At 42.8% G+C, this 25,299-nt stretch carries 23 protein-coding genes; 12 read left to right on the forward strand and 11 right to left on the reverse strand.

Annotation, left to right across the window (positions count from 1 at the left end):
• Positions 1-237: 237 nt before the first annotated feature.
• Positions 238-711, reverse strand: coding sequence for a DUF4352 domain-containing protein (locus AC0L13_RS03650; protein WP_473644074.1), 474 nt, complete (start codon positions 709-711; stop codon positions 238-240).
• 237 nt (positions 712-948) lie between these two features.
• Here AC0L13_RS03650 and AC0L13_RS03655 point away from each other — a divergent pair, with 237 nt between their 5' ends.
• The 6 genes from AC0L13_RS03655 to AC0L13_RS03680 all read left to right on the forward strand — a co-directional run bounded on the left by AC0L13_RS03655 (position 949) and on the right by AC0L13_RS03680 (position 7,176).
• On the forward strand, positions 949-2,028 hold the full coding sequence (locus AC0L13_RS03655; RefSeq protein ID WP_473644077.1) for a hypothetical protein: 1,080 nt from the start codon (positions 949-951) through the stop codon (positions 2,026-2,028).
• Between the two features lie 24 nt (positions 2,029-2,052).
• Entirely contained in the window at positions 2,053-2,463 is a 411-nt protein-coding gene (locus AC0L13_RS03660) for a hypothetical protein (RefSeq protein ID WP_473644079.1), read from the forward strand.
• 5 nt (positions 2,464-2,468) lie between these two features.
• Positions 2,469-3,719 carry a hypothetical protein gene (locus AC0L13_RS03665; RefSeq protein ID WP_473644081.1) on the forward strand — a complete coding sequence of 417 codons (1,251 nt, stop codon included), beginning with the start codon at positions 2,469-2,471 and terminating at the stop codon, positions 3,717-3,719.
• A gap of 16 nt (positions 3,720-3,735) precedes the next feature.
• Entirely contained in the window at positions 3,736-4,323 is a 588-nt protein-coding gene (locus AC0L13_RS03670; protein ID WP_473644083.1) for a class D sortase, read from the forward strand.
• A 307-nt stretch (positions 4,324-4,630) separates the two neighbouring features.
• Positions 4,631-5,350, forward strand: coding sequence for a DUF6904 family protein (locus tag AC0L13_RS03675; protein WP_473644085.1), 720 nt, complete (start codon positions 4,631-4,633; stop codon positions 5,348-5,350).
• 284 nt (positions 5,351-5,634) lie between these two features.
• Positions 5,635-7,176, forward strand: a complete 1,542-nt coding sequence (locus AC0L13_RS03680; protein WP_473644087.1) for a class I adenylate-forming enzyme family protein — start codon at positions 5,635-5,637, stop codon at positions 7,174-7,176.
• A 260-nt stretch (positions 7,177-7,436) separates the two neighbouring features.
• Here the strand turns inward: AC0L13_RS03680 and AC0L13_RS03685 are convergent, their stop codons facing one another.
• On the reverse strand, positions 7,437-8,078 hold the full coding sequence (locus AC0L13_RS03685) for a metal-dependent hydrolase (protein WP_473644089.1): 642 nt from the start codon (positions 8,076-8,078) through the stop codon (positions 7,437-7,439).
• A 210-nt stretch (positions 8,079-8,288) separates the two neighbouring features.
• Here AC0L13_RS03685 and AC0L13_RS03690 point away from each other — a divergent pair, with 210 nt between their 5' ends.
• Positions 8,289-8,552, forward strand: a complete 264-nt coding sequence (locus AC0L13_RS03690) for an excalibur calcium-binding domain-containing protein (RefSeq protein ID WP_473644091.1) — start codon at positions 8,289-8,291, stop codon at positions 8,550-8,552.
• 167 nt (positions 8,553-8,719) lie between these two features.
• Here the strand turns inward: AC0L13_RS03690 and AC0L13_RS03695 are convergent, their stop codons facing one another.
• Entirely contained in the window at positions 8,720-10,060 is a 1,341-nt protein-coding gene (locus AC0L13_RS03695; protein WP_473644094.1) for a S8 family peptidase, read from the reverse strand.
• 296 nt (positions 10,061-10,356) lie between these two features.
• Here AC0L13_RS03695 and AC0L13_RS03700 point away from each other — a divergent pair, with 296 nt between their 5' ends.
• Entirely contained in the window at positions 10,357-11,997 is a 1,641-nt protein-coding gene (locus AC0L13_RS03700; protein WP_473644096.1) for an SWIM zinc finger family protein, read from the forward strand.
• A gap of 258 nt (positions 11,998-12,255) precedes the next feature.
• Here the strand turns inward: AC0L13_RS03700 and AC0L13_RS03705 are convergent, their stop codons facing one another.
• Positions 12,256-13,050 carry a hypothetical protein gene (locus AC0L13_RS03705; protein WP_473644098.1) on the reverse strand — a complete coding sequence of 265 codons (795 nt, stop codon included), beginning with the start codon at positions 13,048-13,050 and terminating at the stop codon, positions 12,256-12,258.
• A gap of 222 nt (positions 13,051-13,272) precedes the next feature.
• Between AC0L13_RS03705 and AC0L13_RS03710 the strand changes: the two genes are divergently transcribed.
• A complete protein-coding gene (locus AC0L13_RS03710) occupies positions 13,273-13,935 on the forward strand; it encodes a peptide-methionine (S)-S-oxide reductase MsrA (RefSeq protein WP_473644100.1) in 663 nt (220 codons plus the stop codon).
• A gap of 106 nt (positions 13,936-14,041) precedes the next feature.
• On the opposite strand, the gene AC0L13_RS03715 is transcribed toward AC0L13_RS03710, so the two are convergent.
• The gene (locus AC0L13_RS03715) at positions 14,042-14,851 is read right to left on the reverse strand and encodes a YitT family protein (RefSeq protein ID WP_473646831.1); all 810 of its coding nucleotides are present in this window, start codon (positions 14,849-14,851) and stop codon (positions 14,042-14,044) included.
• A gap of 378 nt (positions 14,852-15,229) precedes the next feature.
• Between AC0L13_RS03715 and AC0L13_RS03720 the strand changes: the two genes are divergently transcribed.
• Positions 15,230-15,844, forward strand: a complete 615-nt coding sequence (locus AC0L13_RS03720; protein ID WP_473644102.1) for a PH domain-containing protein — start codon at positions 15,230-15,232, stop codon at positions 15,842-15,844.
• 173 nt (positions 15,845-16,017) lie between these two features.
• On the opposite strand, the gene AC0L13_RS03725 is transcribed toward AC0L13_RS03720, so the two are convergent.
• The 3 genes from AC0L13_RS03725 to AC0L13_RS03735 are packed head-to-tail and all read right to left on the reverse strand — an operon-like array spanning position 16,018 to position 19,718.
• A complete protein-coding gene (locus tag AC0L13_RS03725; protein WP_473644104.1) occupies positions 16,018-17,172 on the reverse strand; it encodes a Ger(x)C family spore germination protein in 1,155 nt (384 codons plus the stop codon).
• Positions 17,165-18,604, reverse strand: coding sequence for a spore germination protein (locus AC0L13_RS03730; RefSeq protein WP_473644106.1), 1,440 nt, complete (start codon positions 18,602-18,604; stop codon positions 17,165-17,167). Before AC0L13_RS03730 ends, AC0L13_RS03725 begins: the two co-directional genes overlap by 8 nt.
• Positions 18,605-18,623: 19 nt before the next feature.
• A complete protein-coding gene (locus AC0L13_RS03735) occupies positions 18,624-19,718 on the reverse strand; it encodes an endospore germination permease (protein WP_473644108.1) in 1,095 nt (364 codons plus the stop codon).
• A 345-nt stretch (positions 19,719-20,063) separates the two neighbouring features.
• Between AC0L13_RS03735 and AC0L13_RS03740 the strand changes: the two genes are divergently transcribed.
• On the forward strand, positions 20,064-20,816 hold the full coding sequence (locus tag AC0L13_RS03740) for an L-2-amino-thiazoline-4-carboxylic acid hydrolase (protein ID WP_473644110.1): 753 nt from the start codon (positions 20,064-20,066) through the stop codon (positions 20,814-20,816).
• Complete coding sequence (locus tag AC0L13_RS03745) at positions 20,813-22,036, forward strand: hydantoinase/carbamoylase family amidase (RefSeq protein ID WP_473644112.1); 1,224 nt, start codon at positions 20,813-20,815, stop codon at positions 22,034-22,036. The genes AC0L13_RS03740 and AC0L13_RS03745 overlap by 4 nt, the downstream gene beginning before the upstream one ends.
• A 50-nt stretch (positions 22,037-22,086) precedes the next feature.
• On the opposite strand, the gene AC0L13_RS03750 is transcribed toward AC0L13_RS03745, so the two are convergent.
• The 3 genes from AC0L13_RS03750 to AC0L13_RS03760 form a co-directional block, all read right to left on the reverse strand.
• Entirely contained in the window at positions 22,087-23,358 is a 1,272-nt protein-coding gene (locus AC0L13_RS03750) for an Nramp family divalent metal transporter (RefSeq protein ID WP_473644114.1), read from the reverse strand.
• Between the two features lie 158 nt (positions 23,359-23,516).
• The gene (locus AC0L13_RS03755; protein WP_473644116.1) at positions 23,517-24,170 is read right to left on the reverse strand and encodes a helix-turn-helix transcriptional regulator; all 654 of its coding nucleotides are present in this window, start codon (positions 24,168-24,170) and stop codon (positions 23,517-23,519) included.
• 32 nt (positions 24,171-24,202) lie between these two features.
• Positions 24,203-25,177: an agmatinase family protein gene (locus AC0L13_RS03760; RefSeq protein WP_473644118.1), complete on the reverse strand. Its 975-nt coding sequence runs from the start codon at positions 25,175-25,177 to the stop codon at positions 24,203-24,205.
• Between the last annotated feature and the right edge of the window lie 122 nt (positions 25,178-25,299).

Here is a 25,299-nt window from a genome sequence, read left to right on the forward strand (position 1 = left end):
TTTAATAATCAAGATAGTAAAAGTCAGTCGTGCTCGTAAACGACTGACTTTTGTGCTTGTAGAGTTATCTATTGAATATGCGATGTTATCTATTGAATACCTAGGATTATCTATCGAATGTGAAAAGTTATCTATTGAATCCACTAGGTTATCTATTGAATAACGGAAGTTATCACCGAAACGGAACTTTAGACCTGTTTAGGTGAATCGTTTGTTTAAAAGAAAGCACGAATAATCTTAGCTCTCTTTTTCCAACTCAAACTGCTTGATGACAGGGAAAAATACGCCTCTTTGGATTTCCATTACTGGTTGGCCTTCCATCAGATAGGTATCCAACATTTTAAAGGTGACTGTTGCGGTTGTGCTCATTCCTGGGTTCAATCGACTATCTGCAATATCGACGCTCCAGCTTGAGTAAACGTTGCCTTCATTCTTAATGGAGAATGAGATACTATTAGTCGATACTTCGGTGTTCGCAATATTTTCGACAGTAAAATAAAAAGTTTGCTCTGACTTGCTATGTGATGAATTGGTAAGCTGAAACGCAAAGTCGTCGACTAGTATTACGTCTGATGTGAAATCGGTATTTTTTTCTGCTTGTACATGTTCAACTGATGGGGAACCAGGTTTGAGTACAAGGAATACGGCTACAATGATTAAGCCGATCAGCGCTGCAAATACTGTTTTTTTGAACCACGGCTTCTTTACCACTGAAAACTCTCCTCAATTTTCTTTTATTACCATAAATTATTCCCTCATTTCATCCATTCTAATCCAATGCGAATTAGAACTGTAGAGCATGTTAGTCTATTACGAGGGACTCCTTCACGGTGGTTGAAGAGGGCTAAGGCACCGGTGCAATTTATGTTTATGTGTTTGGTAGGTGGGTACGTGAGAAGGAGATAGAATATTTTGAAATTATTGGATGGAAGGAAGGAGGTGATTTATGTGAGATGGGTGATCCTTTGTGTTAGCCTCTTTTTCTGTGTGTACACTACACCGATTGCTGTTGCGCATGCTAAGGATGGTGGTGGAGAGGGAAAAGGCCTTTTGTCTGGCGTGTTGAATCAGGTCGATTCATCGGTGAAGAAGACGACTGAGTCGGTTGAAACCGTTATCGAATCCGCTGTTGAGGGTGTGGATCAAACGGTGAAGGATACTGTTTCATTCACAAAAGATACGGTTGAAACGCTCGGGGATTCTTCTACTGAAAAACCAGTTTCTGAGATTGTAAATCATACGGTTGATTTTGTAGAAGGGACTGTCGACAATGTCATCCCGGTAGTTGAAAACACGACGGAGACTGTACACACTGTAACCTCATCGGTAACAGGGATTGTGGAAGAATCACCTGAAGTTCCTGTTATCACTCCTGTAGTTGACGAAGTAGGAAAGGTAGTTAATGAGACGACTAAGACGGTGAACGAAACTGTTGAAATTATAGAAGTTGAAGAGGCGGCTGATTTAACTGAGGTGGTTGTGGAGAATGAAACGCCGGTGCTTCCTGAAAAGGAAGTTGTACCTCCTAGCAATGTCCAGCCTGCCAAAGTAATTGAACAGCCGGTTTTGGAAATGAACGAAAAAACGCCAGCTGAAGATGAGGTAACTACAGTTGATTCCCCAGTAATTGCGGAACCTACTGAACCGGAAGGAATAGATGAAAATATCACTTTTATTTCAAATGAAATCCCTCAACATATTGCTCCTAGTCATGTGAAGCAGTTTGCTAGCAGTGCAAAAGTTAAGGAGAGAAAGCCAGTCGAACAGGAAACACCTATAATTCCAGTTGAATCAAAAACGCAGTGGGAAGGGATTCCGATTGCGATAACGACTAGCACAACATCAGTCGCTTCTCCATTATTTTTGGGAGGAAATGCCGATGTTGTGGCGGGAATTATGGATGGATCCACGATTTCGCACAATATGTCGGGAAGGCAATGGGTTCATTCCGATGAACAAATGAGGATCCAATGGGTTCACGCACCACCCGGTCAACCACCCCAAACTACTCCTTTTTTACATGCATAAAAGTAAAAAAGGAGAGGAAACGAAATGAAAAATAAGTTGAAAAATGTTGGAGTTTTATCGTTTGGTCTTTGGGTTGCGCTTGGTTTATCGCCTTCGAATACATCAGCAGCTGAAGGTGATTCATTCGTGGATGTAAATGTTTTGAGTAAAGAGGATGGCAAGTCTTCGGTGCTCGATGTTGAAATTTTGGATGTACCGATTGTCGGTGATGTTAACGTAAATATTCCATCAGTCTCGGAAAACGACGATTCGGAGGCTTTGGCAACAGTTGAGACAAGTGGCGGTGTTGTCGATGATTTGGATGTTTCGGTGTTGAAGGAAACCGATACAAAAGCGTCTGTGGCGACCGTCGAATTGGAGTCGTCCTTGACGGATGATGCGACAGTCGATGTTTTGTCCGACGAACAAACATCGAATTCGTATGATGGGGTGTAGTCGAAGTGAACGGAGAAGATTTACCTTTGCTTGGTGAGACGCATGTCGGTGTGTTGGGTAAACATGTGACTGTTGATGAAGATGGAGAATCTTATTCAGCGGGTTTGATTCAAACGGATCTGACTGATGGTCTGCTTGAAGATGCGTCTGTCGACGTATTGGCGACGGAGAAAGCGGAAGAAAAGGAGATGTCGACTGTAGTGGATGTTTCCGTCGACGATGACGATGGGCTTTTGGATGATCTTGGTGTGTCGGTGTTGAAGCGTGATGCATCGGAAACGGAGTCGAAAGCTGCTCTTGCTTCCGTCGAATTGGAGACTGCATTGACAGATGATGTGGCCGTTGACATAGCTTCGAGCGACAGGACGATCAATTCGTTCGATGGTGGCCTTGTTGAAGTGAACGGAGAAGATTTGCCGTTGCTTGGCGAAACGCATGTCGGTGTGTTGGATAAGCATGTGATGGCTGATGAGGATGGAGAATCTTATTCATCGGGTTTGGTTCAAACGGATTTGAATGATGGTTTGCTTGAAGATGCGTCTGTTGGTGTACTCGTCCAGAAAATGGAATTGGCAGAAGACGGGGGTTCGATAACGAGCAGCGGTGTGAGTTTGAATCTTGAATTGCCAGGAACGGATGACATTTCAGCGAATGTGTTGACGAGAAAACGGCAGTTCGAGATTGCGAATGATGAAGCACCGAGTGTAACACCTCCATCGACAGGTGAGGAAAACAGTGACGTGGTGGAAGAAAATACCCCTGTTAATGAAGAGGAAAGCGATATCCCTGCTATTCCGGAAAGTACCGAGGATCCTTCTTTAGATGGGAATGAAGAAGGAGCTATGCCGAATACCGATCAGGAAATGGTGACGCCACCTGCAAGTGGGGGAACTTCCGGAGACGGTTTTAGCGGTGAGGAAGACGGAACAATGGAGAACAATTCCGGTGCGGATGACGCAGTAGAAGAATCGGAACAGGAATCAACAGCGGGAAATGGCTTATCCGGTAATGTGGACGCCGATTCAGGCTCCCGAACAGGAGAACTCAACGGAACTGCTGATGCATCAAGCCTTTCTAAAACAGGTCAATCTAAGGTAATGAAGAGCCTTGCGATGAACGGTGCAGATTCTCAATCTTCATTGCCGAAAACGGGCGGATTTTGGGACGGAAAGCGGTTGGCGTTCCTTGCGCTAGCCCTCATGGCGATGGGAGTTATACTGAGAAAAATGGGAAAGTCGACATGGTCCGCGGCATGAAAGCGGTGGATGGAAGATGAAGCGAACTTTGAAAATGCTCGGAACGTTGATGATAGTTTCTGGCGTAGCGATGTTCGCTTGGCTCTTGAACGGCAATGCGAAAAGTGACGTGCAGCAACAAGAAATGATTGAAGCATTTCGTTCTATCCAAGCTACAGAGGGGACAGTCGAGTTGCCGGAACAGAAGGTCGATTCTACTAAGCTTGATGAGATGGAAGGCATCTTGTCGATTCCTGCGATTGATTTGGAAGCGCCGGTTCTTTATGGGGCGGATGCGGAAACGCTCAACCATTCCCTTGGCGCTATTGAAAACATGGACTTGCCCGGCGAGATGAACGGCAGTTACGCCATCGCCGGGCACCAAGCCCATGTATTTGGCAAATATTTTAATCGCCTTCATGAAATGGAAGTCGGCACCGAATTCACATTCCACACAGCTGCTGAGGAGATGTCATTCACTGTTTTCGACATCAAGATCGTTAGGCCGCACGAAGTCGAAGTGTTGGAATCTCAAGAAGGAATGGCGCTCATATCTCTCATTACGTGCTACCCAGCGTACTCAAACGAATACAGGCTCGTCGTGCAAGGGAAGCGGGCAGATTGACAATTGTTCGAATTGTTTCGATGCTTGTGCGATATGCTATTCAGTTTATTCACTACAATTGCATACTGTGGGAAAGGAAAGTCAGTCAAATTGAGAAGTGGCTGACTTTTTTTGTATGTTTATGATTTTTATGAATTGCCATAAATATGTCTTGCACAGGCACCGCTTAAAAGTATTTATCTATGAATAAATGATAGGAACCAATTAAATTACAATATAAGGAGTTAAGATGGCTTTATAGACCTAAGTCTTTTGGGGTGTTACTATATATATCTGCAACTTAGAATACTAGAGGAGAGAATTGTAGATGATATGGTTGGAAAATACACCAAATTACGCGGGAGTCTATCTTTCAGGCGATCGAAATGATCTTGCTTCGTTGAATGAAGCAATCAATTTGATTGTTGGAGAAGAGGGAGAATATCTAGGGTATGAGCACGTACGGCTTCGTATCTTGGATCTGTGTGATGAATTGTATCAAGCGGCGAAGGGTCAACGAGAAGTGATTCTAGCGCCCATTGGTTTGGAACGAAAGAATATGAATAGACTTCCAATCGATTCATTGGAGAACAATATGTACTTTCGGATCCGTGTACTATGGCCTGAATTATTGTTTCTTGGGTTTGTTTTGAATGATTTCATTGAATTGTCGGCAAAACATAGACAACATTTCTGGGACTCCACGCAAGCACGCCTCCGTTTATTTCAATCGGTTATTGGTGAGTGTCTTGAGAATACAGTAGGGGAAAGTAAGTTTCGGCTAATAAAGGGATTATTGACACCTAATTTTATTGGCTATTACCAAAACTTCGTCATTCAATATATAGATCATCTCAACATTGAATTTTTGAAAATGGACAAAGAGAAGCGGTTGGCTCATGTGAGCATCGCTGCCAAACGAGTGGCCAATAAGGATGCTAAGTATATAAAGATTAAGAGTCAGATGGAAAAGGTTGCCGTGCAAGATCGGGTGTCCCTGAGTGTTGTTGAATACCCTGGAGATTACCCTAGGAATTTTCAGTGGTAGGGATGCTTCGGGTGGATGGTATCTCTTTTTAAGAAGGTTTTATTAAGGTGCCTGTGCAGCAAACAATTCAGCTTATTGACGACAATTGTATATTATAAAAAGAGGAAGCCGCCAAGTAAATATTTGGTAGGCTTCCTTTCGCATTTTTATGTCTAGTGTTGAATTGTTATAAATGTTTCTTACACAGGCACCGATACAAAGAAGCGTGCATCAAAAAGAGGGTTTTTATTTTATTTATCGAAGTAGTCTTTATAGTTCATTTATGAAGAAAAGGGGGATTCTGAATGCAGCATATGTTGTTTGGCGATCCGATTAAATTAAATGCAATTCGTTATGGGGAGAAGGAAGCGCTGTCGTACAAGGGGAAGAGGTTTAGTTATCGTGAATTCAATGAGCGCATTAATCGGTTGGCACATGCATTGCTAGATTCGGGCATTGAGAAGGGCGATAAGGTAGCTTTCATGTTGTTGAATTGCAATGAGCTTTTTGAAATCATGTTTGCTTGCGCGAAAATCGGGGCTGTTTTCGTGCCAATCAATTCCCGTTTTGTCGGTCCGGAAATTGAACATGTATTGAAGAATTCCGAAGCGGTGGCGTTGTTGTATGGCGTGGAATTCGAAAAAGAAATTTCGTTTATTATAGAGCGCGTGAAGGACGTGCAGCTCTATGTATCAGTTGGAGCTCTTGGTGAGATGGCATCCGTCGAATATGAAAGCTGGATCGCTCTTCATTCTGAGAAGGAACCGGTCTTAGATTACGAGTTAGGGGAGCATGACACGGTTTGCATCATGTATACGGGAGGGACGACGGGTCATCCAAAAGGGGCGGTTCGCTCGCATCGAAGCATGTACCTTGTCGCGCTGCTGTTCAGCATTGAATTTGGAATTGTCCGGAATGGGAAAGGGTTGGTTTCAGGTCCGTTGTATGGAGCGGCGGCACTGTCGACTTCGATACCGAATCTTTTCGTCGGCAATCCCGTGCATATTTTGCCAGAGTTCCACCCTGTTGAAGTGTTGGAAGCGATTGATAAGGAGAAAACGACGACTTCATTTATGGCTCCGCCGATGTTCGATGCAATTTTTGCTTTGCCCGAGGAAATCCGAAACAAGTATGATGTTAGTTCAATGAAGGGACTCTTCTCGGTCGGCGCGCCTCTACATTCGAGCACGAAGGAAAAGGTGATGGCATTCTTTAAAGATGCGGAGCTTAATGAGTTTTACGGTGCGACGGAGCATGGCGGGTCGACGAATTTATTCCCAGAGTACCAGGAGCTGAAGGATCGCTCCGTCGGTGTGCCGATGCTTGGGATGGAAGTGAAGCTAGTCGATAATGATGGAAATGAAGTGCCACCGGGACAACCGGGCGAGTTCTTGGTGAAGGGGCTGACACTTTGTGATGAGTATTATAAGAACTCGGAAGCGACAGCAGAAGCGTTCCAAGGTGAATGGCTCGGACTCGGCGATATGGGCGTTCAGGATGAGGACGGATTTTACTCAATCGTCGACCGGAAACAGGATATGATTTTGTCGGGTGCGCTGAACGTCTATCCTGCAGAAATCGAAGGTGTCCTCCACCGCCATCCAAAAATAGCTGACGTTGCGGTGATTGGTGTCCCGGATGAAAAATGGGGAGAAGCCGTAAAAGCGATCGTGGTTCTTCGAGATGGGGAGGAAGCAGATGCGAAAGAGATCATTGACTTCTGTGAGGGCAAGCTCGCGGGTTATAAAAAGCCGCGGTCAGTCGATTTCGCCGCTGAACTCCCACGAAGCTTACAAGGAAAACTGTTAAAGTATAAATTGCGGGAAATGGTAGCTGTTGAGAAATAGTTAGAATTGTTTGGGTGCCTGTGAAAGGAACTAATCAATTTATTCACTACAATTGTAATATAAAAAAGGGAAGTCCTCCAGAACGGTGTCTGGTTGACTTCCTTTTGTATTTTTATTTTAGAAGGTGAATTGCCATAAATGATTCTTGCACCGGCACCGGCACCGGCACAATTGGGAGCAACAGCCTTCTAAGCTGTTGCTCCCAGGTTCAATTCACGCTCTATATATGAGTATGCGAATTGAAATGCTTTATTTTATGATCACCATTCTTTATTCCAAAGCGGTGCGAACCATTTCACGCCTCGACGGTTCATTGGCAAGAGCTTCATATCTGCAACTAGGTGGCTGGCATAACCGGCTATCCCTGCCACGAGCAGACTTTCAATTGCCCACTCCTGTTGTAATTGATGCAAAATAAACGTATAAAAAGCGAGCCCGAGTAGTGAGTGGGTGTAGGATCGGTGCGGCAGGAAAGATGCGATGACGATATAGCTTCCGACTAACAGGATGCCGATTGATTGATGCATTACAATTCCTAGCCACATCACCATGACTCCGGTTAGCGTCAACGTTCTTCTTTGTGTGATAAAGCGCGATACGATGAAAAAGAGCAAGCCGATTCCCGCGTAAAGAATAATGGAAGGGGCAAAGCCTTTTGTGAAATACTGATATGCAATCGCGATTAAAATACCTATTCCGACGAACTGCATTAGCCATTGAGTGAACTGCTTTGAAAAGGTTATCCGATTGCTTGCTAACCCATTTGTATCCAAGTCGGGGACGAGCGCTGACACTCCGCCAACCAAAGATGAAATTGCGATAGTATATAGGTCAGGCTGCACCTGAAACCCTGCAATTGCCCCGACGGTGACGCCGATTGCTGCATGTGAACTTCCTTTCATCTGTAAACCTCTCTTGTTGTGTAATCTTCTTATTATCTCGTAGTGGTAGGGTGGAAAGCAATGGGTGGATGTTAACACTTGTATGGTCAAAGATGGGTAGTTTGGTAGAGGATATTTGAAAATTAGTAATAGATTAATGAAAATTATAATAGCGTAATTGGAATTTTATGTTACAATTATTTACAAATTTTAATAGTTGGAGAGATGAAAATGAAAAAGATTTTGTCAGGATTAATCGCCATGTCCCTTGCCTTTCTTCTGTTTGCCATGCCAATTCACTCGGCTAACGCCGCCCCTGCAAAGTTTAAAAACTGCACCGAGTTGACTAAAACATATCCAGGCGGCGTCGCGAAGAATGCCAAAGTCCGAAACGTAGGCGGAAAAACAAAGTACAAACCTTTTGTATCAGCAGAAATTTATAAACTGCACACAAAAATGGATCGTGACAAGGATGGCATTGCTTGTGAACGGTAAAAGTAGGTGCCTTTGCAGTAAACTATTTAGTTTATTTACTATAATTGTATAATCAAAAAAAGGAAGCTCATCAAATTTAATGAGCTTCCTTTTGTATTTATATACCAATGGGTTAATTGACATAAATGTTTCTTACACAGTCATCGAAACAATTCTGATAGTTACTGTCACTCCCCGGTTCGGAATTTCATCTCAAATTGCTCGCCATTTTCGACAAATAGCAGCAATTGATAGTTTGAATGAGGGAAGAATTTACGAATCGGGGTTACGATGATCTCATTTGCTTTTGTTTCTGTCATAATCGGGACTTCTTTGCCTGAACGGTTGATGCGGATGTCGACTTTATCCCCTTCCGTTAACGCTCGGTCAAAGGTGACTTTCCAGCTTTTATTCAACGGGACGCCTTCGTGTAATGGAAATGATTTGAGATCCGATGACACTTCCTTTGGAGGTGCTGATATTTCTTGAGTTACCTTTTCATCATAGATTGAGAGGTTAAGAATTCCCTCGCCGAATTGTGGATCCCAACCTGCTGCCCCTCGATCGATCGTATATTTCTTCAGCAGCCGATCGATGTCTAGCACTGTCCTAGTCGGATCTTCCAGCTTGAGCATGGCGGCGACTGCACTGACAAAAGGTGTGGCGGTTGAAGTGCCGCTATAACTTTTGAAAGAACCACCCGGGACGCTAGATAGGATATCGACGCCAGGTGCTGCAATATCGACGGAGGCTCCCGTATTGCTGAAGTCTGCAATTCGGTCATTCCGATCGGATGCCCCGACAACGATCACTTTCTGTTCCCCAGCAGGATAAAGGGGAGATGTATCCGTACTTTCATTCCCTGACGCGACGACGACAACGACGTCATGCTCAAGTGCATAACCGATTGCCTCTGCCAAATAAGTCGAATACTCTTCGCCTACAAAACTCATGTTAATGATATCTGCGCCATGATCAACGGCATATCGAATTCCCTCAGCGATATGATTGTCGTAGCCCCTCCCTTCCTTGTCCACTGCGCGAATCGGCATGATTTTTACATTGGCCGGCGTCGTATCTGCGACAATTCCAGATATATGCGTGCCGTGGAAATGTTCGTCCATCGGATCTGAATCTTTGTCCAATACGTCATAGCCCGCCACCAAACGGTCACGGAGGAAAGGGTGGTTTGAGTCGACACCCGTGTCAATAACTGCCACAATTACGATTCCTTCTAACTCCTTTGTTCGTTCAATTAACTTGTCTGCCCCAATATGAGCAGGTCCCCATGATTTTGCTTGCCAAGTACCTGCTTGCAGCGCTATCTTACGGATATAATCAGGCTGCAGCACCTTCGCATCCGAAAGCTCTTCTACTTCATCCCTATGTACACTTTCAATAATCGGTTCATTTTCCTTATTGAGCACTTCAACTAAGAACCGGTCACTTTCATTCGCCAATGCAACGGAACATGCCAAGCTAAACATGAGCAACACAGAAAATAGACTTGTCCCAACAAACTTCTTCATCTATCAAGCCACCGCCTTCTAATTATCTACTAAACTATAGCACGGATGAGTACGTTTCAAACAGGTGCCTGTGCAGCAGGCAATTCAGTTTATTCACTGCAATTGCACAAAAGATGGATAGGAATCTTTCAAATTAAATGTTTGCGAGGTGCTTTCGTGTATTTATATGTTACATAGTGAATTGTCATAAATGCGCCTTGCACAGGCACCAACACCTACGAAATAAAGGATTTTCCGGTTGGGTGTCGTATTGGTATAGTAAGAGTAGTGCGCCGGAGGAAGAGAGGGGAAGGGCGATGAATCTTTACGATTTTGAAGAGGTAGTGAACCCTACTATCGTCGATCGCGGTTCCGAGTATTATGATGCGGGTTTCGTTGTAAAGCTTGTGGGCCTTGGGAAAGGACGTTATAGCGCGCTTGTTGAGGGGGCGGATATGTATGAAGTTTCCGTTCACCTAGATAGTGAAAGCAATATCCTTTCGTCATATTGTGATTGTCCTTACGATTTGGGGCCAGTATGTAAGCATGAAGTTGCTGTTTATTATGAGTTGATTGAAAGACTGAAGGATAATGATTTTTCTGAGGCTGCAACGGCCGACCAGCCGGATTTGAAAACGGTACTTGAAAGTCTATCCAAAATGGAACTAATTGATATACTCATTGATTTGGCGAACAGTGACCAAAGTTTACATAATGAGTTGCTCTTCAACTATGCAACGGTCGATGAGCAGCAAGAGATTGCTCGTTCCAAGAAGATGATCGATTCGATCGTTGAGAAATATGTTGGAAGAGAAGGATTTATTACATATAAAAATGTTAGTGAATTCACGAATGAACTGTCTGTCGTTCTGAACAAAGTAGAGACGTTGAAAAATCCGTTGGTTGCCATGGAAATTGCCGAGGTGCTGTTCAATGAAGGGATAAAATCCTTTCAATATGCGGATGACTCGAGCGGTGACATCGGTTATTTATTAGATCAAACGATCAAAACGATGGACATGGTTGCGAATGGACCTTTAGAAGCTTCCGAACAAAGTGAGATGTTGGACAGGCTCATTCGCTTATCGAAATCTGACATACTCGAAGGATGGAGTGACTTTCGAATTGATGTGCTAGGCATCGGTATGAAATTTGCGGGAAATGTGCAACTGCGGCAAACTTTAATAGATGAGTTGGAAGCAATGGTAATGGATTCGTCTGCAAATGATTATGGTCGGTATGAAAATGAGCGGATTTATAATTTGATGTATGACCTCATTGAAACCTACGGTACGACAGAGGAAGCGAAACACTTCCTTCAGGAGAACATAAGCTACCCATCATTCCGGAAACGGTTGATGCAATATGCGATGGATGAAGGAAACTACGAAAGCGTATTGGCGCTCGCTACTGAAGGGGAGCGGATGGACAAAGAGTACTGTGGCTTGGTAACAAGATGGAAAAAATGGCGATATCGAGCATATAAACAATTAAAGTCTTATTCGGAGCAAATGAAAATCGGACGAGAGTTGCTTATGGGAGGGGATTTTAAATACTATTCGGAGTTGAAGGAGCTAGTTGCTGATGAACCTTCTTTTTATGATGAGTTGAAGCAGGAGTTGGCAGACAAAAATGATAGTATGTATGTTCAACTGATCGAGACTGAAAACGACGTAGACGCCATCCTGGATTATGTACGTCAAGATGCTTCGACGATTGAACGTTATTTGAAATACTTGTTAGACTCCCACAAAGATGAGGCGATCCGGCTTTTCCAATGTCATATTAGAGAGAATGCTGAAAATGCATTTAATCGAAAGCAATACAAGGAAGTTTGCAAATTGCTGAACCGATTTCGGAAACTTGCAGGGCACGAAGCCCAAATGAACCTGGCAAAAGAGCTCGAGCAAACATATAAAAACCGCCCCGCCTTCCTTGATGAATTAAGCAAGCTGTAGGTATGCCTTTTAACCGGTGCATGTGCAGCGAACAGTTCAGATAATGCACTACAATTGTATATTTGAATATTAGGAAGCTGATCGAATCAACATTTGGTCAGCTTCCCTTCGTATTTATATACCCAGCAAAGAATTGTCATAATGCTCCTTACACAGGCACCGACACAATTAGCTGAAATTAGGTGTGGAGACTGCAGAGAATATTGGGACTGGAGTCAAACCTAAAAGGAAGTCACCCTATTAAAGTAACTTCCTTTTTTATTCATCTACGTCCCGATATCGCATCATTTGCTCATAATGGGAGACTCGATGATCGGTTTGGAAGGAATACTTGTTCCACACACTAGCGTCCTCGTTTGTCTCTTCCGTTTCCAATAAGCGCAATTCATTCGGTTCCAATGTCATGATTTTAGAATCAATGACTTTCATTTCTTCGTTGCTGCTATTCAGAGCCCTGATTTTCACTTGGACTTCTTGTGTTTCACTTATGTTATTCTTAATGAAAAATTGATTGCTATATGCCGTGTTCCGACAGCTTGCCGTTCGACGCAAACATTCTCTTTCAGAAGTCACTAGCACAACGGAAAATTCCTCCGTGGCATTGTCCTTTGCAGCTGCCATTGCTTGATGGATCGACGTGGCATAAGCAATTTTTTTACCGGTTGGCGCTGCGATGAACAATGTAATGAATAAAAAAATGGCAATGCATAATGTGAATACATTCACCGTTTTTGGATCATGCACGGACTTCGGTAATTTTTTCCCCATTGTTTTCGTAATGAACAAATTGATAATGAGGATAATCCCAGCGATGAAACCAACTACCGCCATACCGACGATCGTTTCGATATTTGTTTGGAAAATTGGAAAGCCGTATGCTTGTAGTAAATAAATTTGAATTAGAACACTGCTGAACGTCAATACAATGAGTAAGATCATTATTAATTTCCAAGGAATCTTTTCTCTTTTTCCTAATTTGAAATCGATCGCCGTCCAAAGAAGCAATATCCCCGGAATCGAAAAAATGAGGACTGTCATCATAACGAACAACAAGATTGCCACCTCCCTTTCAATTCATATACGACACACACCAAGGAAGGTTTCACCTTTCTTTATGAGGTACCTGGGCACCATACAATTCAGTGTATTCGCTACAATTGAATATTGAAGAAGAGGGAAGGTTATTATAGACGAGTTTAGCTTATCTCAATCCGTATTAGTAATAAATGAACCACACACAGGTACCGACACAATTACACAGAAAGGTGGATGGATATGGATATTCAAACAATCGAAAATCCGCTGCATCGGTCTACGAATTTACAAACGGCGACGTTCGGGATGGGGTGTTTTTGGGGACCGGAAGCCCGATTCGGCAGTTTGCCAGGGGTGATCCGCACGCGAGTCGGCTATGCAGGGGGCACAACTCCATCTCCGACATATCGGCAGATGGGCGATCATACAGAAACGATTGAAATTGACTTCGATCCCGCTATCATACGTTATGAGGACGTCTTGCGCCATTTTTGGCGAAATCATTATCCAAACCGAGACCAATATAAAGGGCGTCAGTATTTGTCGTTGTTGCGATGTAGAGGCGATGAACAGCTAAAGGTGGCAGAATGGGTGAAGAAGGAAATGGAAGTGGAACTTGGTGAAAGAATCGAAACGGACATTGCTCCGTTTTCGGATTTCACACTGGCGGAAGAACGCCATCAGAAATATTATCTTAAGCGGTATCCGAAGGCGTTGGATCAGCTGCAGATGCTTTATCCGGAACCGAGCTTGCTTCTCAATTCCACGATTGCCGCGCGCCTGAATGGATTCGTCAAAGGGTTCCGTTCAAAGGATAGCTTGTTGGAGGAGTTGTCGGGCTGGGAAATCGGATCGGAAGGACGTAAGGTTTTGCTTGATTTATTCAGTAAAATGAAGTGGTAGTGTTTTTGCTGCTAGTATCTTAGCGAAAGCAATATAAAAGACCATTACATTCAGAGCGAATGGATGGTCTCTTTATATTGAGCTTTTTATTACTGGGGTACGTGTTTTAGTGGATGTTTCGCTTGCCGAAGTTCCCGCCGCGCACTTCAGCGACTTCATAAACAGTGACAAACGCGGACGGATCGATTTCAAGGATAATTTCCTTCATCTTACTATCTTCCAGTCGGTTGATAATACACGTAATTTCCTTAAATTTCTCGTTCGAATACGCACCTTGAACCATGCTGTACGTCGAACTACGGCCAAGACGGTCGCGGATAGTTTCCACCATATCTTCGGGCTCGCTCGTAATAATTTTATACATCTTGGAACCACTTAGACCTTCTTCGACAATGCTAATCACTTTTGTGGCAATATAGTAAGCGATTGCGGATAAGAAAGCTCCTTGAAGACCGAAAACAGTTGATACGATAGCAAAAACGAAAACATTCAAAAATAGGATTAAGTCACTTGTACCAAATGGCATCCTCCGGGAGAGCAAGACGGCTAACATATCAATGCCGTCTAGGGCACCACCATTACGCAGCGCAATACCCATTCCGAGACCAAGGATGATACCGCCGACAACTGTGACTAATAGTGTATCCCCTTTAATGATAGTAGGCACGTGATGCATCAAGCTCGTGCTAATAGCAAGTGTTGCAATTCCAAGAACAGAGAAAAGGGCAAAGCTTTTTCCGATTTGCTTATAGCCTAAAAAAACAAATGGGATATTTAAAATTGCAATGAGAAGTCCTAATGGAAAACCAAATAATTGTGATCCGACGATACTAAGACCTGTCACGCCTCCATCCGACACTTGGTTTGGGATGAGCACAGACTCTAATCCGTAAGCTGCGATCACTGCGCCGAGCATAACCGCAAAGCCGCGAGTGAATAATTTCCAGACAGGTGCTTTTTGTTGTGTTTTGGGCATATGACGTTCCTCTTCTAAACAGTTTTTTTTCTATTTTACACTTAACTTCTCCCCGTTGTCAGTTCATACCCCTTGAATTGTACGGGTGCCTTTGTGACGAACAATTCAGTTTACTAACTATAATTGTATAGAGAAATTGTAGTAGGTTAATTACATACATGTTTGGTTCGTAAGGTGTTGTAGTTTTATTCCTGAAATTAAATTGTCATAAATGACTATGCGCAGGTACCGACACTATCTAATTACGATGAACTTATTCAACTAAAGAAATGGTATAATTCAAGTGGAAGAATTCTAGTATAGGGAGAGGTCGTTCATATGCTGAAAAAGTTGGCTTCAGATGCATTGGGCTTGTCGGATATCGGTAAAATCATTGGTCCTGAGGATTATGATAAGACAGATGCGGATGATTATATTCGTCATGAAGATGACGAGAAGATTTATTTCTTAATTAAGACGAAGGCGGATGAGTATTGCTTTACGAACATAGCGTTCATTCACGTTGATGGCGACAAGGCCGTCTCTTCGAAGCGCGTGTTGAAACGCTACCCTTATTCGCAATATCAAATCACTGATGTCCTACTGGAAACCGCGGGCAAAATCGATTTGGATGTTGAAATCAAGTTCACGCTAGGAAATCAATTATTCAGCATCGACGTCGATAAAAAGCAACTCGCGCAATTGAATGATCTGTACAAAGCATTGGTGTATATTTCGGAAAAAGCTCATGAGAACAATATTCTATTTGAGATGGCGACACAAAGCCTGAATAAAGCAGCGACAGTGTTAGAGAATTCAAGACCGTCCGATATCCAAATGGCTGATCAATATAAGCAATTGACTGAATTCGGCTTTTCTTGGCTCACATCAGCCCGTGACAAATACCACGTAAAAGATTTTGGAGATGTGTTTGAGAAGTATATAAATAATTAAAATTGGTGCATGTGCAGGGTGCAATTCAGATTATTAACTACAATTGTATAAACATAAATAGGGAAGCTGATCAAATCAATTTACGATCAGCTTCCTTTGTATTTTTATGATTTTAGTTGAATTGTCATGAATGTTTCGTGCACAGGCATCGACGAAAATGCGACCAACACGATTCAGTCAATTGTTTGTTCGAACGATTTTCGTTTGGAGGAGAGTTTTCCGATAGTTATGTCGATGTTTCGTATTGAGTCTTTGGTCAGTTCCACTTTTCCTTCCTTGTGAAGTCGTTTCCATTCTTTTAGGTTTTTTCGATACAATTGCTCCGATAATCGAAAGATATCGGCGCCATTTTGTAACGCTTCCTCATAGGTTGTAAGAATTTGTTTTTCCATTTCCTTCTTCACCAATTCTTCCATTTCTTTAGGTGTTGCCGAATCGGTAATAATATCGACAGTTCCTTCGGCGTACACATTGATGTCGAATTTAGCTGTACCATCTACAATGACTGGTTCGATTTTCACTTTTATATTCTCGATGACTAAAGAGAGATAATTTCCGCTTTCCGTTTGAACAGTGATTTCCGATCTCACTGTATCATTCGACATCCACCTGATTCCTCTTGCTTTGTCTCCTTCGACGAACCCTTTGAATCCATCTGGTGTCACTATTCCTGCTCCAGCCAGATAGGGTGCTTTTATCGTTTCGTTAATTGATTCCCAATTGTCTTTAACCGTAATGAGTGGAATTATAGCTTCATGATTAGGTTCGTTCAATTGGATCAGCAATTCGCGGATATTGGTCGGTTTAATAAATGAGTCTTGCTCGTAGGAGTTTTCCGGGTCCCCTAACTTTGACAACGTAATGGCTTTGTTGATGACGGGTCTCAATAATAATATTTCCTTCACCGGATCTTTTGTTGCGTATACCCAAATTTGATAGCGTGTTTCTCTATAACGGATAAAAAGATCGATGACTGGACTTAATTTTACTTCTTTCATAGCTTCCTCGGAAAAGACCAAATAGGATAAATGCCCCCAAAAAACTTTTTCATCGACGGTAAGATACAACTGGAAAACTGCTTCATCCAATGATTTTCCGGAAGCATAACCGACTTCAGCTTGTATCGTTTCATTGTTTGTTGGCTGCTCGGATTTAGCTGTATTGGCAAAATTAATGATTTGGGCATACAGCTCATATTGACCGTTTTTATAGTCGATGCCGATTCCATTAATATACAACATCCTTTCGGGTTCATTATTATCCCAACAGCCGAATAAGGCTACCGGCGTTAGAAATAATACAATCAAACCGACCAATCTTTTATTCATCTTTATCCACCTTCTTCATGCGTGTTGGATCTGTCGTTTTCATCATAGGAGGCCGGGTTGTATAAAACTTCTGAGGAAGCCGTAAGAAAGACACCATAATTGTTTTAAAGTTTAAGTCGGTTGAGATATTCATGTAAGGAACTCCGAAAGTCCTTATGTTTGATAAATAGACAAGTGTAAAGAACACAGACATAAGAAGGCCGAACAAGCCTAGCAGTGAGGTGAGTAATATGAAGCCGATACGTAGTACACTCACAGCGTTCACGAGCGATTGGTTCACTAATGTAAATGTTGCAATTGTTGAGATGGCGATAACGACAATCATCGCGGGGCTTGTAATGCCTGCACGAATGGCTGCATCTCCGATGATCAAGCCGCCGACGACGCCGATCGTTCCTCCTAAAGCAGTCGGCAAGCGCAAACCGGCTTCCCGAAACAATTCGAACATGAGCAGCATGAGCAGCATTTCGATGGATGATGGGAGTGGAAGTCCTGTATTCGCTTGAACGACAGTCGCCAATAATTGTACCGGAAGCTGGTTCTGATGATAGGTCGTCAATGCAAGCCAGAATGCTGGCAAAATCAACCCGATCGATAATCCAAAAATGCGCATTAAACGCTGCATGGAACCATAGATGACTGGTGTTTCATTATCTTCTCCCGTCTTTACAAGCAAAAGCAGATTGACAGGAAGAACGACGCCGTATGCAGCTCCGTCAACGAAAATCAGAAATCGGCCTCTTACAAGCGACTGAACGGCATTGTCAGGACGACCGGTGTAATCAATTCTTGGAAAAAGCTTGGAGCCTTTATTCAAAAGTTCCATAAGAAGTGTAGGGCTGATAACAATGTCGATATCGACTTTCTGTAGCTGACTCCTTAAGCCATCTAGTATCTCTTTGTTCGCGATGTCCTCAAAGTATAAAAGAGCAACAGATGTTTTGGAGCGACTGCCCAACTCGAATTTCTCCACACATAATGAGTTTGTCGGCAGTCTTTTTCGCATTAAAGCGATATTGACAGAGACATCTTCGATGAAATTGTCTCGAGGACCTTTTACAGGCACTTCCAATCGCGTTTCCTCTGGATTACGATTTGGTTTTTTGACGATATTGCTTGTGAAGAGAAGTCCGAAATCCTGAAAAAATATAAGGACATATCCTGTATATACGAGAGGGATGATCTTATCTAAGTCGTGTCCTGCTTGCAAGTCGGGAATATGCAATTTCGACTCAATCATTGCTTCGGTTGGCTCTTCCTCCAAGGTGCTAACGAAATGGTTAACTCGTGGCACAATTACTTCTTGTAATAGTTGTTGGTCGATCATCGCTTCACATGTAACGAAGATGACTGAATGGCCATTGAACGTGTAATTTTGAAAATGAATATCTGCCGACTTCTGAAATAACTGTCTTAAGGATGTGATGTCCATTGCGCTCACCATCTTCTAGTTAAGATTTATATTTCTTTTGCCGCTCTTTTTTAATTAACGCCATAATTGTGAAGAAGAATGTCAGTAATAGCATGAAGAAGAATGTAGCGATCAATAGGTAATCGCCTTTTAATTTAAGAAGAATATGGTCATTTATTAGAAAAAGCGACAAACTCATGAAGAAGAATGCAGGACCAAGTATTCTCCAAGTACGAATAGCATTGCCTTTCATTTGCAATAAATCCGTGACGATATATAAGATGAACGACACGCGTATAAATGCGCCTGTCAACCATTGGTAAATGGATAAGAAGTCGAGGTGCTGGATGAACCTTCCTATGGAAACGAGCCCCCATTCCTCATAAGCAGGGTACCTTTGCTTTGTTGCTTCTTGAGGCCCGAATTCTGTTATCGCTCCGACAAGCGGGCCTAGTGTCAAACTGTGCAGAATAAAAAGCATAATTGCATAATGATACCAACGGACTCGGCCTTGCACATTTTGTTGGATGAAAAGAAAAAATAGAAGTTCAATGAAGCCTGATGCAGGATACACTGAAGAAGAAATGACAGGTTTAAATCCATGCTCAAAAAAAGGCCTTAGTAATGAATAGTCTTTCACTTGTATATTCGTGATGGCGACAAAGAAGCCGAGGATAACGACCCAAAACAAGACAACGACATTGACCATGACAATCGTTTGCAAATTTGTCGTGGCAAGAAAGATGCATAGAATCGAGTAAATTAATATCATGGGGACTAAAGGAGATTCAGGTAAGAATGTTGCTTTAATCCACTGTAAAGTCTCGGCCATTGTAAAGACGGCCATCAGCAGGAAGAAAAGAGCAGTGATATATCGAAAAATGGTAGTCGGGGCTTTGCCGATCTTTGTATGCAACCAATCTGTGAGCGAAACCTGTTTTGAACTACGATGAATGTAGACGAGCAGGAAAATCCACGGAATCAAAGTCACTGTAGCAATAAAAACAGATATCCAGGCATCACGTCCAGCGTGCGATAGTAGTGATGGAATAATGGTTACGTGATTTTTAAGACCGATGACCGTCATTGATAAAAGAATTACATGCAGCATACTAATTGAGCCGACCTTATTCATACCGAAAACTCCCACCTTATTGATATTGTCTAGTCTTGACACGAACGAGTGGGATTATAAGTGATTAAGCAGATTGGAGCAGAACCACTGTCCGTGCCTTTGCAGCTCACAATTCGGATTATTAACTACAATTGTATAAACAAAAATAGGTAAGCTGATCAATTCAATCTTTAATTAGCTTCCCTTTGTATTTTTATGATTTCCATTAAATTGTCATAAATGTTTATTACACAGGCACCGACAGAATTTATCACTTAATAATTTGAAATTGTGAGGTAGTTTGCAAGATTTATCTCAGTTGTTTGATAAAATAGAGATATAATCTTGGGAAACGGAGTGAACTACATGGGGCAATTAAAAAATCTAGAACCTGTCACAATGGATACAATTACTGTTAAGTTGATGACTCATATTGTTGCTACTGCGACGGAACGTTTCGGCGTAGAAGGAGAAATGGCTGTGCAATCAGGCGTGCAGCGAGTGGTGGAAGAACAGTATAAAGGAGTGGAAGGACTCGGGGGAGAATCCCTTTTTTCATTCGATAAGCTGTTTGATGCAGGACTGATTGGGAAAACGCTGGATGCTTATAATACCCAACTGACAACTGCGGGACGTGAACCTTATACGATGTTTGCGATCATGGCAAAACTGTTTGCCCATATTGCCAAGGTAATGGTGGAAACGTACGGTAAAGAAGAAGGGGAACGTGTGATGATGGACAGTGTCGGGGCATTTGGCGAAGAACGTGGCAAGGATATTGCCCGTCGAGCTGCGGCGGTCGGGAAACCGAACACGATGGAGAATTATTTGTCCAACTACGACATGGGCCGCAGTGATCTGTTTGAATATGAAACTCATTTTCATCCGAAGGAAATCGAACAGTCCTTTACGAAATGTGCGTTTGCAGAACAATGGAAGAAAGATGGTATGGAGGACTATGGCATCCTTTATTGCCATATGATTGATCCTTCGATTGCTAAAGGCTATAATCCGAATTTTGAAGTGGTGCATGATCAATATGTGTTGCGGGAAGGGACTTGCCATTTCCGTTTTCAAATGAAGGACGAAGAACAGAGTGAAAGTGGGGCGTCCAAATGATTGATGAAGAACGGCTTTGGAATAGATTACTAGAATTAGGGGAACTGGGAAAACAACTGAGCGGTGGGGTGACGCGCTTTTCATTTACAGAAGTAGAACAGGAAGCGAAACTGCTTGTCGCTTCTTATATGAAAGAGGCGGGCATGCATGTCAGGGAAGACGCGGTCGGCAATCTGATCGGACGGCGTGATGGGCTGCGGGGGAATATGCCTGCAGTATTAATCGGTTCGCATATTGATACGGTTCCGCATGGCGGCAAGTTTGACGGAGCACTGGGTGTCCTTGCGGGCATTGAAGTTGCTCAATCATTGAATGAGCAAAAGATTGAGCTCGACCATCCAATTGAGGTCATCGCGTTTACCGATGAGGAAGGCAGCCGCTTTGGACTTGGGATGATCGGCAGCCGCGCCATTGCCGGAACGTTGACACAGGAGCAACTACAGCAGATAGATCAAGATGGCATTACAATAGGAGAGGCGATGAAACAGAGCGGGCTTGATCCCGAAAATATCGGTGAAGCGAAGAGAGAGCCTTCGATGGTTAAAGCTTATGTGGAGCTACATATTGAACAAGGTCTCGTTTTAGAGAAGGAGGGGCTCCCTGCTGGTGTCGTTTCAGGCATCGCGGGCCCGCTTTGGACAAAGTGGAATATCTCAGGTGAGGCGGGACATGCCGGGGCGACTCCGATGGACAGCCGGAAGGATCCTTTGATGGCAGCGGCAGAAATAATGCAGTTCATGGAAGACGAAGCGAAAAAGCATTCAGCAACGGTTGCAACGGTTGGGCAGCTATCCCTCAAACCGGGCGGTGTGAATGTGATCCCTGGAGAAGTCGAGTTTACACTGGATCTCCGTGCAATCGATGAAACAATCCGTGATCAAGCGGAAAAAAACATTAAAGTCTATGCGGAGCAAGTATGCCGTAAGCGGAATGTGGAGCTGAACATTGAACCTCTCCAGCGCATCACGCCTGTTCCGTGTTCGGATATTATTCAAGAAGTGATCCGAGAAGCTTGCCGGAAAACGGGAGTTGAACCATTTACGCTTCCAAGCGGAGCGGGGCATGATGGTATGCAGTTCAACACGTGGCCGATTGGAATGATTTTTATTCGCTCGAAAGACGGCATTAGCCATAATCCCGCAGAGTGGAGTTCGAAAGAGGACTGTGGAATAGGGACGGAAATCTTATACGAGACAGTACTGGCTCTTGCTAGTGAATAAACGAAAAAGAGTGCTTCATCCTACTGGATGAAGCACTTTTTTTATAATAGTTAAGCTCCGATAAATGCCATGATCGCATCGACTAAACTATAAATGCCGAGGCCTGTACAAATTAAGGCAACGATTCCGCCGATGATATTGGCTTTTAGGGAGTTGGTGTATTTTCCAAGGCGTTTTTTGTTGTTCATGATTAATAGTAAAACAATCGCGACGACTGGCAATAGAATTCCATTCAACGCTTGTGCGAAAAGCAATACGTCCATAGGTTTGAATTGCAGGGCGGATGAGATAATTCCAACCGTTATAATTGTGACGAAGACAGCTTTGAATCGCTTATCTTTCATCCCATTTTCCCATTTTAAAATACTGCCGACTGTAATTGCAGCGCCAAGTGGTGAAGCAAGTGCAGAAGAAAATCCTGCTGCGAAAAGTCCTATGGCAATGAAATATTTTGCCCATGAGCCCAATAAAGGTTCAAGTTGAAGAGATAGTTCAGCTGCACTTGTCACTTCTACTCCTTTAATCATCGCACCTGCTGTAATTAGGATCGCTGCTGTAATAAGACCTCCAATACTGATGGAGATAATCGTGTCCCAGCGTGATTCCTTTAAACCGGCCGGGCTGCTCCAACGTTGCTGGACAATCGATGAATGAAGGAAGAAGTTGTACGGTACGACTGTTGTTCCAATCAACGCGATAATCATAATCATTGATCCGGGAGGGAATGAAGGAACAAAAGCACCTTGAAACAATTCTCCTAGGTCCGGCTTTGAAACAATTGCGGTGGTAATGAAGGTAATACTCATAATTGTCACGAGAGCAACCATGATTTTTTCAATTAGTTTAAAACTACCGCTAAGCCCAATAAATAAAATGACAATCCCGAACATCGGACCGAGTATATGTGTAGGAATTCCTGTTAGCGTAGAAATACCGAGAGATGTACCAATTAAGTCTCCTGCCATATATGCAGTACAACCAACACTGATTGCAATTAACACCAACCACATCGAACCATACTTTAAAATGGGTCGAGCAAATTGTTCCCGAATCGCATCACCAAGGCCTCCCCGGGTAATGATTCCGAGTCGGGCTGTCATTTCCTGCAACACAATTGTAGCGATGATTGAAAATACGACTGCCCATAAAAGGGCAAACCCGAACGAAGCACCTGCAGTTGTTGCAGTTGTAATAGTACCAGGGCCGGTAAATGAGGCAGTGATGATTAACCCGGGTCCAATAGTCTTTACTCTATCTAGTAAGGATTTTTTTTTCGACACATTTATGTTGGCGCTTACATTTACATCTTCAATACGAGTCATCTCTTTCTCCCCCTCTGGTATCTGCACTCCTCTATTTTTGTAAAATTCAGTCTTGTGTTTGTGGAAGATACCTGTAACAAGTTGTTACAGGTATCGTTCTAAATTTAGGAATTATCCAAGCCTTGGACTGTGGATCATTGTTAACTTAGAGATCCACTTCAGCTTTTGTTGGCCTTGTTTAATTCCAAATAATTATAGATGGTTTGTTTCGATACGCTCAGGACTTTTGCAATTCGCTCGGTTGATCCTTGAATGAGGAAAGTACCCTTTTCCTCTAAATTTTGAACGAACCGGATTTTATCTTCTCTTGACATATCCTGGATTGAAACACCTGTCTCGACGAGCGCAGTATTGATCAAATGGTCAAAGACTTCTTCAATATTTTTTGCATATGATTCATTTGAATGATGGTCTACCTGATCGAAATCCATTGTGGAGGAAAAATCTTTAATAATTTGATTGACCATTGAAAAGGCCGTGATATCAAAGTTAATCCCTAAAAAGCCGATCACTTCTCCATGATCATTTCGGATAAACGAAATGGATGTTTTGACTAATTTGCCTTCCTTCGTCCGCGTCGTATAGCCGAGTTTGTCTTTTACCTGATTGCCATGTTGTCGCAATTCTTTTAAGATGACTTCAGTTGTTGGTGCTCCAAGCTCTCTTCCTGTTACAGTCCCTTTTATATAGATAAGAGATGATTGAACGTTATGGATGTCGTGAAGCACGACTTCACAGTTGCTGCCAAATGTTGCGAAAATCATATCAGCTACAGGTTTGTAGCGATCTAAGATATGCCGATTTTCATTCATCGATATCACCAGTTTCTTAATAAATAAGTTGCTTACATTGTACCAGCTGCAGCAGGAGATAACGATACTGATTTATTTTTGGCTATGACTCCGGCGAGTGCATATAACACAACCGTTGAAACGAAATGTGCTGAATTTTGGTTTGGATCTTGTTGAGGATAAACTTCCACGAAGTCCATACCAACTACTCCTTGTTTACATATCTCGTGAACAAGTGTTAGTAATTCGAATGACGTAAGTCCATTCCCATCAACTGGTCCACCTGGGTTAAAGGCGAAGTCCAAAACATCACTACAGATGCTTAAATAGACACAATCTACGTCTTTGCTAGCCATTGCATGCAATTCTGCAGCAAGTTGTTTTAAATCTTGATGGTTACGGATATCGTTTATTGTCACAGTCACTGCGCCAGCTTCTCTTGCATTACGGCCAGCTTGTGGCTCATTGCGAGGGCCGTGAATTCCTGTATGAATAATACTTTCATTTCGGACGCCTTCCTGCTCATAGAGTCGTGCGAATGGACTGCAACGTGCATACTGGTCGCCGTTATGGGATGGGAGGTTATCGTAATGTGCATCGAGATGAATAATGCCTACTTTTTTTCCTGTTTCGGCAAGCGCTTTCACAATCGGGAAAGTGACACCATGATCTCCGCCAAGACCGATCAAGAATTTTCCACTGTCCCAAAGTTGACGAGTAAAGTTTGTAATGCGTGTCATTGTTTCGTCGACATCGGCAGGTACAACATCGATATCACCGATATCTCCCAATTTCATATGTTCAAATACATCAATATGGTCAAGTTCAGGTAAATAGCCACTGTATCGAGCTGATGTAAGACGCATCACTTTCGGTCCAAGTTCACAGCCTGTATAATCGCCCCATGTTACAGCGCCTTCCCAAGGGATACCATAAACGACCGCATCGATGTCTTCAAACGATTTTTTGACTGAGATATTTTTTGCACCGAGAAAGCAAGGAGTATTTCCGTATAAAGTAGTAGTCATGAAGTCAAATCCTTTCGCAATTGTTCTATAATTTGTGTAATGCGTAATAGAATCGTACTTATATTTTTAAAAAAAGTCAAATGGTTTTTTAAAATTTTTAAAACCAAGCAATGAAATCATTT

This window comes from Sporosarcina sp. QA0331 (genome assembly GCF_055808055.1).

Coding starts and splice junctions, on each gene's coding strand:
- AC0L13_RS03725 (WP_473644104.1), bottom strand. CDS start 17,172: ATGAATAAAAGATTGGTCGGTTTGATTGTATTATTTCTAACGCCGGTA.
- AC0L13_RS03730 (WP_473644106.1), bottom strand. CDS start 18,604: ATGGACATCACATCCTTAAGACAGTTATTTCAGAAGTCGGCAGATATT.
- AC0L13_RS03660 (WP_473644079.1), top strand. CDS start 2,053: ATGAAAAATAAGTTGAAAAATGTTGGAGTTTTATCGTTTGGTCTTTGG.
- AC0L13_RS03760 (WP_473644118.1), bottom strand. CDS start 25,177: ATGACTACTACTTTATACGGAAATACTCCTTGCTTTCTCGGTGCAAAA.
- AC0L13_RS03750 (WP_473644114.1), bottom strand. CDS start 23,358: ATGACTCGTATTGAAGATGTAAATGTAAGCGCCAACATAAATGTGTCG.
- AC0L13_RS03710 (WP_473644100.1), top strand. CDS start 13,273: ATGGATATTCAAACAATCGAAAATCCGCTGCATCGGTCTACGAATTTA.
- AC0L13_RS03700 (WP_473644096.1), top strand. CDS start 10,357: ATGAATCTTTACGATTTTGAAGAGGTAGTGAACCCTACTATCGTCGAT.
- AC0L13_RS03735 (WP_473644108.1), bottom strand. CDS start 19,718: ATGAATAAGGTCGGCTCAATTAGTATGCTGCATGTAATTCTTTTATCA.
- AC0L13_RS03720 (WP_473644102.1), top strand. CDS start 15,230: ATGCTGAAAAAGTTGGCTTCAGATGCATTGGGCTTGTCGGATATCGGT.
- AC0L13_RS03695 (WP_473644094.1), bottom strand. CDS start 10,060: ATGAAGAAGTTTGTTGGGACAAGTCTATTTTCTGTGTTGCTCATGTTT.
- AC0L13_RS03680 (WP_473644087.1), top strand. CDS start 5,635: ATGCAGCATATGTTGTTTGGCGATCCGATTAAATTAAATGCAATTCGT.
- AC0L13_RS03745 (WP_473644112.1), top strand. CDS start 20,813: ATGATTGATGAAGAACGGCTTTGGAATAGATTACTAGAATTAGGGGAA.
- AC0L13_RS03755 (WP_473644116.1), bottom strand. CDS start 24,170: ATGAATGAAAATCGGCATATCTTAGATCGCTACAAACCTGTAGCTGAT.
- AC0L13_RS03685 (WP_473644089.1), bottom strand. CDS start 8,078: ATGAAAGGAAGTTCACATGCAGCAATCGGCGTCACCGTCGGGGCAATT.
- AC0L13_RS03690 (WP_473644091.1), top strand. CDS start 8,289: ATGAAAAAGATTTTGTCAGGATTAATCGCCATGTCCCTTGCCTTTCTT.
- AC0L13_RS03675 (WP_473644085.1), top strand. CDS start 4,631: ATGATATGGTTGGAAAATACACCAAATTACGCGGGAGTCTATCTTTCA.
- AC0L13_RS03715 (WP_473646831.1), bottom strand. CDS start 14,851: ATGCTCGGCGCAGTGATCGCAGCTTACGGATTAGAGTCTGTGCTCATC.
- AC0L13_RS03670 (WP_473644083.1), top strand. CDS start 3,736: ATGAAGCGAACTTTGAAAATGCTCGGAACGTTGATGATAGTTTCTGGC.
- AC0L13_RS03740 (WP_473644110.1), top strand. CDS start 20,064: ATGGGGCAATTAAAAAATCTAGAACCTGTCACAATGGATACAATTACT.